The sequence below is a fragment of the Halorubrum sp. CSM-61 genome (genome assembly GCF_003781945.1).
Taxonomy (GTDB): domain Archaea; phylum Halobacteriota; class Halobacteria; order Halobacteriales; family Haloferacaceae; genus Halorubrum.
The window spans coordinates 58,266-70,390 of sequence record NZ_RJJW01000003.1; the positions used below are offsets into that span (position 1 = coordinate 58,266).

Genomic DNA, 12,125 nt, shown 5'->3' on the forward strand with positions numbered 1-12,125 from the left:
CGGCTACGACTCCCGTTCCGGCTCCGGCGGTGCCGGATCGACGAGCGGGGAATCCTCGTTGACGCACTCGGGGCGACCGCAGACGCCGGCGTCGGCGCCGGCCCGCGAGACGCCGGCGTCGAGCGACTCGATGTCCCAGTCGACAACGTGGCCGGTCGCCGACTCGTGGTCGTCCACGGCGGTCCGGGCGTCGCGGAGCCGGTCGTACGTCGCCGCGAACGAGCAGTCGTCACACCGGACGGCGACGCGCGTTTCGTTCATGGAGCCATCTGGCGCCGCGTCGGGATAACCGCCGGGGTCGTCGGCTCCGACGAAACGAAACCGCTCCGGCCGCCGGGTCGAAACGGACCGCGGCTCGCTACGCCGGCTCGTCGCCCTCGGGCTCGGTCCGCCAGCCGCCCTTGAGTACGACGACCCAGACCGCGAGGCCGGCGAGGACGAGGACGCCGGCCATGTACGGGATCAGCGGCAGCTCGATCCCGACGAAGTCGAGCACCGTCCGGATCTCGTAGACGATCACTCCGAAGATCGCGAGCGTCACGAGGAGGCCGCCGCGGGTCACGTCGGCGGTCACCGGATCACCTCCACGAGCGAGGCCGCCGCGTCGGTGATCGCTCCGAGCGACGGCGTCGCCGCGTTCGCGAGCGCGTCGAGCGCGGGCGCGAACCACACCGGATACGTGCCGACGCCCGGCCCGAGCAACCCGCCGCGGTTGATGATCGCCGCCAGCGGGAGCGCGTACGCGAGGACGACCAACACCAGGGCGATGCCGACCCACAGCCCGAGATTATCGAGCACGCGGGGCGCATCGTCGGGTCCGGACAGCGCCGGGGGCAGCTCCTCGGCGAGTCCGGACACCTTCGGGTTCCCCATCGTGAGCACGAGGTTCCCGACGAACAGGACCGTCGAGACGAAAAGCAGCGTTCCGCCGATCGCGATCTGGACGTTGAGCTCCTCGAACCCGCCGAACATCACCGGGTAGTCGAACCCGGAGTACTCCGGCTCCGCGGTCCGCCGCGGGACGCCAAGGATTCCCTGCGCGTGCATCGCGTTCGACATCAGCGCCATACCGACGAACCAGACGACGACCTGGACGAGCCCGATCGACCGGCTGTAGATCGGCTTGTTGGTGATCTGCGGCCAGAGCCAGTAGGTAGCGGCCATGAAGGTGAGCGCGACCGCGGTCCCCACGGTGAGGTGGAAGTGGCCCGGGACCCAGATCGTGTTGTGGATCATGTAGTTGATGTTCATCCCGGCGTTCACCATCCCGGAGAAGCCGCCGGCGGCGAACATCAGTCCCGCGAGCATCATCCCCGTGAACGCCGGGTCGCGCCACGGGAGGTCGGTGAGCCAGCCGAGGAGACCGGTCCCGCCGCGCTGGCGGGCGCCGTACTCCACGCTCGCGACCACGGTGAACGCGGTGAGCAGGCTCGGCAACAGGAGGAACATCGTGTTCGTCATCGAGATGAACTTGAACCCCTCCGCGATCCCCGGGTCGAGGTACTGGTGGTGGATCCCGACCGGGGTCGAGAGCAGGAGGAACAGCACGAACACGACCCGGGCGAGGGGGTCGCTGAACAGCCGCCCGCCGGCGATCTTCGGGAGGACCGTGTACCACAGCAGGTACGCCGGCATCAGCCAGAAGTAGACGACGGGGTGGCCGAAGAACCAGAACAGCGTCCGGGTCAGCGTCGGGTTCACCTGATCGATCAGGCCGAGCGACCACGGCAGCAGGAAGACCAGGACCGACGCCGCCACCGCGGACGACGCGATGTACCACATCGCCATCGTCGTCAACACCATGAACGTCTGCAGGGGGATCCGATCGTCGGGGTGTTCCCGCTTCCACGCGAGCCACGTCCGGAAGTAGTCGGCGCCGGCGATCCACGAGCCGACGATGAACACGGCGAGCCCCGCGTAGAACATGGGGTGGGCCTGCAGCGGGGCGTAGAAGGTGAACAGCACGTCCGCGCTCATGTCGAGCGCGTCGGTGAAGCCGGCGAGGATCGAGATCCCGGTCATCGTCATCCCGGCTGCCATCAGCCCGTACCACGTCCACGTGATCCGGATGTCGATCAGCGGTCGGTCGAGGCTCCGCACGACCGCCCACGTGAACAGCCCGACGAGGAAGAACGTCGTGAAGCTGAGCGCGAGGAACACGCCGTGTGCGGTGAGCGACGTGTAGTAGTCGGTAGAGGAGATGAGCCCGCGGAACACGCCGGTCCGGTGGAGCGTCTGAATGATCCCGAATACCGCGCCCAGCGTGAGCGCGAGGAACGATCCGAGCAGGGCGGCGCGGACGACCCGCGCCTCCGCGGGGAACTCGTCGGCGAAGGTCCGGTCGCCCTCGATCGCCTCGCTCATTCGCCGTCACCCCCGTTCCTCCCGCCGTCGAACTCGGACTGGCTCACGACCTCCAGTTTCCCTTCCATCCCGTGGTGCGCGGCGCCGCAATACTCGTTACAGACGATCCCGTATTCGGCCGGGGCGTCGGTCTCGACGGTGATCTCGGCGACCTCGCCCGGAACGACCATCGTGTTCGCGTTCGTCCCGGCCACCTCGAACCCGTGGATCACGTCCGCGGACGTGACGTAGAACGTAACCGTGCTGTTCGCCGGCACGACGATCGGGTCGGGCTGGAAGCCGAACTGGCGAGCGACGACGTACGCCTCGTACTCGGTTTCGCCCACCTGCTCGACTCGGGGCTCCGAGAACCGCTCGTCTTCGTCGATCCCGCCGGGATCGATCGCCGACTCGCCGTCGCTCACCATCGCAATGCCGGGACCGACGGCGCCGTAGGTGACGGAGCCGAGGAGGAAGAGGATCAAAAGCACCGACGCCGCCAGCCAGACCTTCTCGTAGGCGTGGATGTGCATCCCGTGATCACCCCACGACGATCAGATCGCGACCGAGGAACTCGATGTAGTAGATGTACACCCACGAAAGCACCAGGATAACGAAGTATATCCCGATGAGGGTGAGGGTCCCGATCGGATCGAACTCCTCTGTGTCACCGCTCACGTCACTCGCTGACGCGTGTGCGGCCTCGTTTCGGCCCATGGGTCGCGTTATCGACAAGGAACCATATAACGTCTACCCGTTCTCGGACCCTGAAAACACGGGCGTTATATATGTTCAGCCAACCGTTGGTTACGACATGAAATTCTCGCTCCAACAGGCCGTACTCCTCGTGCTCGGCGGGCTCGTCCCCGCGGCGGTGTTCATCGCGGACCGATCGGAGATCTACGTCGCGATCACGCTGGTGAACGTGCTGCTCATCTGGACGAGCCTCCGGATCGCGACCGGCGGAAGCATGCCCGGGTTCGGCGGCGGTGACGCGGCGGACTCCGAACACGCGTAGTCGCCCGGAACAGACGTCGAAGCAGCGGAGAATCGCGGTTACGGCGCGCCGATTCCGACCGAGGACCGGTCCCGGAAGCGAACACACATGCCACCCTGTACACTCTGTGACCTGCCGACCGGGGACGACCCCCATACGGCCCCGGACGTCGACGGGGAGTTCTGCTGTCGGGGCTGTCTCGCCGTCGCGCGGTCGCTCGGCGACGCCCAGGGGGATGACGGGATCGATCCCGGGCTCGACGAGGTCGAGGAACGGCGGCCGGACGCGGAGCCGGGAGACGAGTTCGACGGCGAGACGGCGTTCCTTCACGTCGACGGCATGCACTGCGCGACCTGCGAGTCGTTCCTGGAGATGACGGCGGGCGAACAGCCCGGCGTCGCGGCCGCGGAGGCGAGCTACGCCACCGACACGATCCGGGTCGACTACGACCCCGACGCGGTCGGCGCCGACGAACTCCCCGAGCGCCTCTCGGTCGCCGGGTACTCGGCGAGCCACCGCGCGGACCCGGACTCGGAGGGCGACGACGCGGTCGTCCGGTTCCTGATCGGCGGCGGCTTCTTCGGGATGATGGCGATGCTGTGGTACGCCGTCTTCCTGTACCCCACCTACTTCGGCTACGATCCGTTCCTCGATCTGGGCGGGATCACGGGACTGTACCTGTTCACGCAGATCTGGGTGTTCGCCTCCATCGTCCTGTTTTACACGGGGTACCCCATCCTGCGGGGCGCCTACGTGAGCCTCCGCGCGCGACAGCCGAACATGGACCTGTTGGTGTCGCTCGCGGCGGTGAGTTCGTACTCGTACAGCACTCTCGCGATGTTTCTCGGCCGGACCGACCTCTACTTCGACGTGACGATCGCCGTCATCCTCGTGGTCACCGCCGGGAACCACTACGAGTCGCTGATCAAGCGGCGCGCGACCGGCGCCCTCTCGGAGCTGACGACCGCGACCGGCCGCGAGGTCCGGACCGAGGCGGGCGAGACGGTCGCGGCGGACGCCGTGGATCCGGGCGATCGCCTGCTCGTGCGCCCCGGCGAGCGCGTCCCGTTCGACGGGACGATCGTCGAGGGGGCCGCCGCGGTCGACGAGGCCTTGGTCACCGGCGAGTCGCTCCCGGCGACGAAACGCGAGGGCGACGCGGTCCGGGGCGGCACCGTCGTCACCGACGCCCCGGTGGTCGTCGCGGTGGGCGAGGACGCGGAGAGCACCCTCGACACGCTCGTGCGGATGCTGTGGGAGATCCAGAGCTCCCGGTCGGGGATACAGCGGCTCGTCGACAAGCTGGCGACGGTGTTCGTCCCCCTCGTCGTCGCCGTCGCGGTCCTCGCCGCCGGCGCGACGCTCGCGCTCGGCGCCCCGCCCTCGGAGGCGGCGCTGGTCGGGCTCACGGTGCTCATCGTCTCGTGTCCGTGCGCGCTCGGGCTCGCGTCCCCGCTCGCGGTCGCGGCCGGGATCCGCGACGCGGCCCGGCGGGGGATCGTGATCGTCTCCGACGCCGTCTTCGAGGAAGCCACCGACGTCGACACGGTCGTGCTCGACAAGACCGGGACCCTCACCGACGGGGAAATGCGACTGCTCGGCACCGAGACGGACGGAGCCGACCCCGAGACCGTTCGAGACCGGGCCGCGGCGTTGGAGCGCGCCTCGATCCATCCGATCGCGGAGGCGATCGTCGCGGGGGTAACGAGTCGCGGGGCGGGACGGGACCGCGAGGAGGACGCCGGTCGCCCGCCCGCGGCGACCGACGGCGGCGCGTCGGTCGCGACCCCGGCCGAACCGTCGCCAGCCGCCGCGGACGTAACGGTCACGGACAGGGGCGTCTTCGGCCGGATAGACGGCGACGAGGTCGTCGTCGGTCACCGCTCGCTGTTCGAGGGCGACGCGTGGGCCGTGCCCGAGTCGCTCGACGGGGCCGGCACGAAGGCCCGCGAGGCGGGTCGCGTCCCCGTGTACGTCGGCTGGGACGGGGCCGTCAGGGGGATGCTCGTCGTCGGCGACGAGGTGCGCGACGGCTGGGAGGCGGTCGTCGAGGACCTCGCGGCGGACGGGCGTCGGGTCGTCGTGCTCACCGGTGACTCGCCGGCCGCGGCCCGACAGTTCGAGGCGCATCCCGCGATCGACGAGACGTTCGCGGGGGTCCCGCCGGAGGCGAAGGCCGAGACGGTCCGCCGGCTGACCGCGACCGAACGCGTCGCCATGGTCGGCGACGGGAGCAACGACGCGCCCGCGCTCGCGGCGGCCGACATCGGCGTCTCCGTCGCCAGCGGGACCGATCTGGCGGTCGACGCCGCCGACGCCGTCCTGCTGGAGGACCGCCTGTCGGCGGTCCCGGAGCTGTTCGCGGTCACCCGCGGGACGAACCGCCGGCTCAAACAGAACCTCGGCTGGGCGCTCGTCTACAACGCGATCGCGGTTCCGATGGCCGTCTCGGGAGTCCTCAACCCGCTTTTCGCCGCGGCCGCGATGGCGACGAGCAGCCTCCTCGTGGTGTCAAACTCCGCGCGAACCGTTTATAAGGACGAGTAGCGGACTTCGGGGAGACCGTGAGCGCATCTCCCGTTACGCCGCCGCGCCGACGTGCGGTTTGACCGCGCGCACGATGGCGTCCACGTCGTACTCGTCTTCCGTCTTGTCGAAGACGACCTCGCCGTCGGCGCGCACGACGAACACGCCGTCGTCGCCGGTCACCAGCGCGACCTCGTCGATCCCCTCGCCGAACTGCTTTAAGATCGCCTCCGAGACGTCTTGCGCGCGATTCAACATGCCGCACGGGACGCAGTACTCGACCTCGATGCGGGTCATACGTCCCCGCGTTCGTGCCGAACGAACTTAAAAACGCACCGCGTACCGATCCCCGACCGCTACGGTCGCCGATCGACGCCGCTGATCTCGAACCGGGTGCCGCCCTCGTTCCCGCCACCGATCCGCAGCTCCCACCCGTGGGCCTCGACGATCCGGTCGACGATCGCGAGCCCGAACCCCGTCCCGTCGGGCGACGACGTGAATCCGGTCTCGCGGACCCGATCCACGTTTTCCTCCGGGATGCCCGCGCCGTCGTCCTCGACGAAGAACCCGTCTTCCCCGTCGAGCGTGCCGACGCGAACGCTCACGTCGCTGCCGCCGTGCTCGACCGCGTCGCCGGGCTCCGCCCGGCTGCCCGTGGAATGGTTCGAAAACTCCGTTTCGGAGTTTTCGTCATCACGAGAGACGGCGTCGCCGTCTCTCGAACGACCGTGTTCCACGCTGTTCCGGAAGAGGTTCTCGAAGACGTGCGACAGGCGGTCGCGGTCGGCCCGCACCGTCATCGACCCGTCCGCGCGGAGCGTCGCGTCGGCCGTGTCCACGCGCGACCAGCACTCGCGCGCGAACTCCGCGAGGTCGACGTCGTCGACCTCGTCGACGGTCTTCCCCTCGCGAGCGAGCGTGAGCGTCTCCTCGATGATCTCGTCCATCCGGTCGAGCGCGGGCCCGGCCGCCGCCAAGTGCTCGTCGTCCGGATGCGCCCGCCGGGCGAGGTCGACCCGCCCGCGGACGACGTTGAGCGGGTTCCGGAGGTCGTGTGACACGACGCTCGCGAACTCCTCGAGCCGGTCCCGCTCGCGGCGGAGTTCGGCCTGTCGGACCCGACTCCGCTCCGCCGCGACCTCGCGTTCGATCGCCCTCGCCTCGAACACCCCGATGAGCAGCCCGATACCGCCGCCGAAGCCGATCGCCCAGCGAGTCCAGCCGAACACCTGAAACGAACTCTCCGTCGGCAGCGTCGCCATGAATCCGACGTTGACGAACAGGAACCCCGCCGCGCCGGCGATCCACCAGCGGTTGATCCGCCGGTGCCGAGTGGCGGAGAGGTCGGCCCCCGGCAGCCAGTAGACGACGTACGCGACGCCGAGCACGACCGCCATCGAGGAGAGGAATCCCACCCAGTAGCCGCCCGGGACGGTAACGAGGCCGAGCGAGAGGACCGCGGCTTCGGTGACGAGCGACAAGAGGAGTACGACGCTGAGTCCCCAAACGGGCCACAGCGAGCGGACGGCCGTGCTCGGCGTGTTGTCCATTCGACTACGTTCGATTTCCCGCGAAGCCTTATAAACCACGCCGGCCGGCTATCACCGTCGATATCGCCGACGCCTCGCCGACCGCCGATCAGACCACGAGCGCGTCGAAGACCACCGCGAACAGCAGGAGACCGAGGTAGGCGTTTGACGCGTGGAACGCCCGGAACGCCGCGTCCTCGGTCTGCTCGTAATGGAGCCGGACGACGGTCCAGAGGAACAGCGCGCCGACGGCGACGCCGACGACGGCGTAGAGCGCGCCGAGCGGCTCGGCGACCGCCGCGAGCGCGACCGCCGCGACGAGCGTCGCGCCGAGGTACCAGACGATGTGCCGACGCGTCGTCGTCTCCCCGCGGACCACGGGCATCATCGGGAAACCGCCGCGCTCGTAGTCGTCCTTGTAGGCCAACGCGAGGTTGTAGAAGTGCGCGGGCGTCCACAGGAAGATGACGAAGGCGAGCAGCAGCCCGCCGCCGCCGACCTCGCCGGTCACCGCGGCCCAGCCGATGAGGGCCGGGAGCGCGCCGGCGGCCCCGCCGATCACGGTGTTCTGTACCGTGTTCGGCTTCAGGACGAGCGTGTACACGACGCTGTAGAACAGGATCGCGATCAGCCCGAGCGCCGCCGTCAGTTGGTTCACCGTCCAGAACAGACCGACCGAGACGACCGTGAGAAGGCCCCCGAACGCGAGCGCGTGGGACACCGGCACGAGGTCGGTCGCCAGCGGGCGGTCGTTGGTACGCTGCATCCGCTTGTCCACGTCGCGTTCGAGCACGTGATTGAACGTCCCCGAGGCGCCGATCGAGAGCGCGCCGCCGACCAGCGTCGCGGCCACGACGCGGGGGGTGAACCCGGCCCCGCCGGCCAGCGCCATCGCCGCGGCGGCGACCAGACAGAGCAGCCACATCAGTCGCGGCTTCATCAGCCGGAAGTACGCCGTCGCGGTCGCCCTCAGCCGCGGGACCGTCGCGGTCGGCACGTCCGGGTCGGGGGCCTCCTCGATCGGCGGGAGGTCGTCGGTGCCGGGCTCGAAGTCGGCGGGAGCGTCGTCCGGGTCGCCGGTCTCGGCCTCCAGCCACCAGGCGAGCCCGGCGAGCACGGCCGCGAAGATGGCCACGCCGAGGAGGAGGTGAAGGGAGCCGAGCGCGGTCGGAAGGTCGCCGACCGCGACGAGCGCGCCCACGCCGGCCTGCGCGGGGTACACGAGCAGCGCGGCGGTGAGCGCGGCGCGGATCCGCCGGCTCGCGCCGTCGCGCCACGCGAGGGCGGCGGAGAGCGCGACGAGGAGGCCGACGGCGACCGCGAGGACGCGGTGCCCGAGGGCGATCCAGCCCTCGCTCGCCGTCGGGAGCTCGGCGCCGTTCCCGCAGGCGGGCCAGCCGCCGCAGGCGGCCGCCGCCTCCGTGAGGGAGGTGGTCGCGCCGACGACGACGAGGAGGTACACGCCCATCGCCGCCGCCGCGAGCACCGCGGGGAATCGGTCGGGTATCGTCACTTGAGAGGTCTTGGGAACCGATCCATATAGGTTCCGCGCTTCGGCGTCTCACCGGCGTCCGTCGATCTCTCGCGACCGCTACGCCGGGTCGCCGCCTCGACCGCTACGCTCGGTCTCCGGGGTCGCCGTCGCGGTCGGCCGGTCCGGGTCCCCGCCGCTTCAAGATCCGATCGACGATGTCGCCGCTGGAGAGCAGCTCGTCCTCGTACCGGGGGTCGCGGGCCGAGGCGCGCTCGACCCGACAGTCGATCCCGCGCTCCGCGAGCGCGTCGGCGATGTCGCCCTCGTCGTGGTGCTGGTCGAACCCTAACACGATCACGTCGGGATCGATCCGCTCGATGGGGACGAACACGTCCTCCGGGTGGCCGAGGTGCGCCTCGTCGACCGCGTCGAGCGCGGCGACCATGTCGCGGCGCTGCTCGGCACAGAGGATCGGCGCCGGCTTGTGCGTGACGTTGGTCCGGCGGGCGACGATGGCGTGGAGCTCGTCGCCGTACGCCGCCGCGTCCTCCAGATAGTGGACGTGACCGGGGTGGAGCAGATCGAAGGTCCCCTGCGCGACGACCCCCGTCATCGGAACCACGAGAGGAAGCCGCCGCCGTCGCGTCGCTCCTCGCCGATCTCCCGGTCGATGTCCTCCTGCGTGAAATCGAAGAAGTGCTCGTCGGGGACCTCCACGTCGAGCACGTCGAGGGTCGTCTGGGTCCCCTCGTTGTCGAACGCCTTCCAGTCGCCCCACCCGTAGGGCGCGCCGACGATGATGTGGACCCGCCCCTGTCCGAACGTCGCGAGGTCGGCGTCGCTCGGGCGGAGCGCGCCGTTCGGGTGGGAGTGGACCGACCCGACCGCGCGCATGTCGTTCGGCTTCATGTGGGTGCGGACGCTGGCGCTCGTCGGGTTCGACTCCGTGCCCGGGATGACGAGCACGTCGGTGATCACCTGTCCGTCCCGGTCGAGGTCGAGCTTCCGGGCGTCGTCCGCGCGGAGGAACCCCATGTACTCGTCGGGGTGGCTCTCCTCGCTCGCCTCGAGGACGAACTCCATGGTCTCCCGGGCGATCCCGAGGAGCTCGTCCGAGCGGAACAGTCGCATACGCGACGGGAGGGACCCTCGCCCCATATGGATTCCGGACCGCGGGGCCGGCGGCGTCGACCCGCCGCGAACGCGACCGAATCCGCGCCTCGACGACGACGGAGACGCGAGAGAACAGGCTTAACACCGGCCGTTCCCGATGAGTGACCATGAGCGAGAACACCGCCGGGGATTCCGGCACGCGGGGCGATTCGAGCCCCGAACTCGACGCCGACGCGGCGGAGGGGGCGGCCGACGACCGGCCGACCGTCTACGATCTGGCACCGGACTGCACTCTCGAAGACGCCGAGGCCGACGCGCTGTACCACGCCGAGGTCAACGGCGTCGTCGACTACGGGATCTTCGTCGACGTCTCGGACGCCCTCTCGGGGCTCGTCCACGAGTCGAACCTCGACGGCACCTACGCGGTCGGCGACCGACTGGTCGTCCGGCTGACCGAGGTGAAGGAGAACGGCGACGTGGCGTTCGACGACGAGGACGTCGACGACTACCGCACGGAGACGGTCGCCCACGAACCGACCGTCTCCCGCGTCCGCGGGCTCGCGCCCGGTGACGAGGTCACCGTCGAAGGCGAGGTCGTGCAGGCGAAACAGACGGGCGGCCCGACGATCTTCGCCGTCGCGGACGCCTCCGGCGTCGTCTCCTGTGCCGCCTTCGAGGAGGCGGGCGTCCGCGCGTACCCGGAGATCTCCGTCGGCGACATGGTCCACGTCAGCGGCGCGGTCGAGACCCGCGAGAACGCCCTCCAGCTCGAGGTCGACTCGCTGAAGCGGCTCCCCGAGGAGCGGGCGACCGAGGCCCGCGAGCGCTTCGAGGCGGCCCTCGACGATCGCGCGGAGCCCGCCGACCTCGACCCCCTCGTCGAGTGGGAGGCGTTCGAGCCGATCCACGACGACCTCCGCGAGCTGGCGCGGCTGCTCCGCCGCACCGTGCTCTCCGGCCGCCCGATCCGCGTCCGGCACCACGCCGACGGCGACGGAATGTGCGCCGCGATCCCCGTTCAGCTCGCCCTGGAAAACTTCGTCGGCGACGTACACGAGGACCCCAGTGCGGCCCGCCACCTGTTCAAGCGGCTCCCGAGCAAGGCGCCGTACTACGAGATGGAGGACGTGACTCGCGACCTGAACTTCGCCCTCGAGGGACGGGCCCGCCACGGCCAGAAGCTCCCCTTCCTGCTCATGCTCGACAACGGATCGACCGAGGAGGACGTGCCCGCCTACGAGAACCTCGCGCACTACGACATTCCCATCGCGGCCGTCGACCACCATCACCCCGACCCCGAGGCGGTCGAGCCGCTGCTCGACGCCCACGTCAACCCGTACCTCCACGACGAGGACTACCGGGTCACGACGGGGATGATGTGCGTCGAGCTCGCCCGCCTGATCGACCCGTCGATCACCGAGGAGCTGGAGCACGTCCCGGCCGTCGCCGGACTCTCCGACCGCTCGAAGGCGGAGGCGATGGACGATTACATCGCGCTCGCCGAGGGCGCCGGCTACGACGAGTCCGACCTGCTCGACATCGGCGAGGCGCTCGACTACGCCGCCCACTGGCTGCGCTACTCCGAGGGGAAGACCCTCGTCAACGACGCGCTCAACGTGGGCTGTGAAGACGAAGAGCGTCACGAGGAGCTGGTCGAGTTCCTCTCCGAGCGCGCCGACCGCGACGTGCAGCGCCAGCTCGACGCGGTCGACGACCACGTCGAACACGAGCGGCTCGCCTCCGGGGCGCACCTCTACCGCATCGACCTCGACGAGTACGCCCACCGGTTCACCTACCCCGCGCCCGGGAAGACGACCGGCGAGCTCCACGACACCCGCGTACGGGAGACGGGCGACCCCGTCATCACCATCGGCTACGGGCCGGACTTCTGCGTGCTCCGGTCCGACGGCGTCCGTCTCGACATCCCGAACATGGTGACCGAGCTGAACGAAGAGCTCCCCGAGGCGGGCGTCTCGGGCGGCGGCCACCTCGTCGTCGGCTCCATCAAGTTCGTGAAGGGGCGGCGGAGCGCCGTCATCGAGACGCTCGTCGAGAAGATGGCCGAGGCGGAGATCGACGAGGCGCTCTCGTCGACGGCCGCGATCGACGACTGACCCGGTTTCACCGCCGTTTCTCAGAGCCT

At 69.8% G+C, this 12,125-nt stretch carries 13 protein-coding genes; 3 read left to right on the forward strand and 10 right to left on the reverse strand.

What is annotated here, in order from left to right; all coding sequences use genetic code 11:
• Positions 1 to 3: 3 nt before the first annotated feature.
• The 5 genes from EDM04_RS06005 to EDM04_RS18475 form a co-directional block, all read right to left on the reverse strand.
• Positions 4 to 261 carry a hypothetical protein gene (locus EDM04_RS06005; protein WP_123620239.1) on the reverse strand — a complete coding sequence of 86 codons (258 nt, stop codon included), beginning with the start codon at positions 259 to 261 and terminating at the stop codon, positions 4 to 6.
• Between the two features lie 97 nt (positions 262 to 358).
• Entirely contained in the window at positions 359 to 574 is a 216-nt protein-coding gene (locus EDM04_RS06010) for a CbaC protein (RefSeq protein WP_123620240.1), read from the reverse strand.
• Positions 571 to 2,364, reverse strand: coding sequence for a b(o/a)3-type cytochrome-c oxidase subunit 1 (locus EDM04_RS06015; protein ID WP_123620241.1), 1,794 nt, complete (start codon positions 2,362 to 2,364; stop codon positions 571 to 573). The genes EDM04_RS06010 and EDM04_RS06015 overlap by 4 nt, the downstream gene beginning before the upstream one ends.
• Entirely contained in the window at positions 2,361 to 2,876 is a 516-nt protein-coding gene (locus tag EDM04_RS06020; RefSeq protein ID WP_123620242.1) for a cytochrome c oxidase subunit II, read from the reverse strand. The genes EDM04_RS06015 and EDM04_RS06020 overlap by 4 nt, the downstream gene beginning before the upstream one ends.
• A gap of 7 nt (positions 2,877 to 2,883) precedes the next feature.
• Positions 2,884 to 3,060, reverse strand: coding sequence for a hypothetical protein (locus tag EDM04_RS18475; protein WP_164471101.1), 177 nt, complete (start codon positions 3,058 to 3,060; stop codon positions 2,884 to 2,886).
• A 97-nt stretch (positions 3,061 to 3,157) separates the two neighbouring features.
• Between EDM04_RS18475 and EDM04_RS06025 the strand changes: the two genes are divergently transcribed.
• Both EDM04_RS06025 and EDM04_RS06030 read left to right on the forward strand, forming a co-directional pair.
• Entirely contained in the window at positions 3,158 to 3,361 is a 204-nt protein-coding gene (locus EDM04_RS06025) for a hypothetical protein (RefSeq protein WP_123620243.1), read from the forward strand.
• Between the two features lie 87 nt (positions 3,362 to 3,448).
• Complete coding sequence (locus EDM04_RS06030) at positions 3,449 to 5,887, forward strand: heavy metal translocating P-type ATPase (protein WP_123620244.1); 2,439 nt, start codon at positions 3,449 to 3,451, stop codon at positions 5,885 to 5,887.
• A 33-nt stretch (positions 5,888 to 5,920) separates the two neighbouring features.
• Here EDM04_RS06030 and EDM04_RS06035 read toward each other — a convergent pair whose 3' ends face one another.
• The 5 genes from EDM04_RS06035 to EDM04_RS06055 form a co-directional block, all read right to left on the reverse strand.
• The gene (locus EDM04_RS06035) at positions 5,921 to 6,163 is read right to left on the reverse strand and encodes a SelT/SelW/SelH family protein (RefSeq protein ID WP_123620245.1); all 243 of its coding nucleotides are present in this window, start codon (positions 6,161 to 6,163) and stop codon (positions 5,921 to 5,923) included.
• 59 nt (positions 6,164 to 6,222) lie between these two features.
• Positions 6,223 to 7,416, reverse strand: a complete 1,194-nt coding sequence (locus EDM04_RS06040) for a HAMP domain-containing sensor histidine kinase (RefSeq protein WP_123620246.1) — start codon at positions 7,414 to 7,416, stop codon at positions 6,223 to 6,225.
• 88 nt (positions 7,417 to 7,504) lie between these two features.
• Entirely contained in the window at positions 7,505 to 8,908 is a 1,404-nt protein-coding gene (locus EDM04_RS06045) for a heme o synthase (protein WP_123620247.1), read from the reverse strand.
• A gap of 103 nt (positions 8,909 to 9,011) precedes the next feature.
• Complete coding sequence (locus EDM04_RS06050) at positions 9,012 to 9,482, reverse strand: adenylyltransferase/cytidyltransferase family protein (RefSeq protein ID WP_206424432.1); 471 nt, start codon at positions 9,480 to 9,482, stop codon at positions 9,012 to 9,014.
• The gene (locus EDM04_RS06055) at positions 9,479 to 10,000 is read right to left on the reverse strand and encodes a Mov34/MPN/PAD-1 family protein (RefSeq protein ID WP_123620249.1); all 522 of its coding nucleotides are present in this window, start codon (positions 9,998 to 10,000) and stop codon (positions 9,479 to 9,481) included. Before EDM04_RS06055 ends, EDM04_RS06050 begins: the two co-directional genes overlap by 4 nt.
• A gap of 149 nt (positions 10,001 to 10,149) precedes the next feature.
• On the opposite strand from EDM04_RS06055, the gene EDM04_RS06060 reads away from it, so the two are divergent.
• Complete coding sequence (locus EDM04_RS06060) at positions 10,150 to 12,096, forward strand: DHH family phosphoesterase (RefSeq protein WP_123620250.1); 1,947 nt, start codon at positions 10,150 to 10,152, stop codon at positions 12,094 to 12,096.
• Positions 12,097 to 12,125 lie beyond the last annotated feature (29 nt).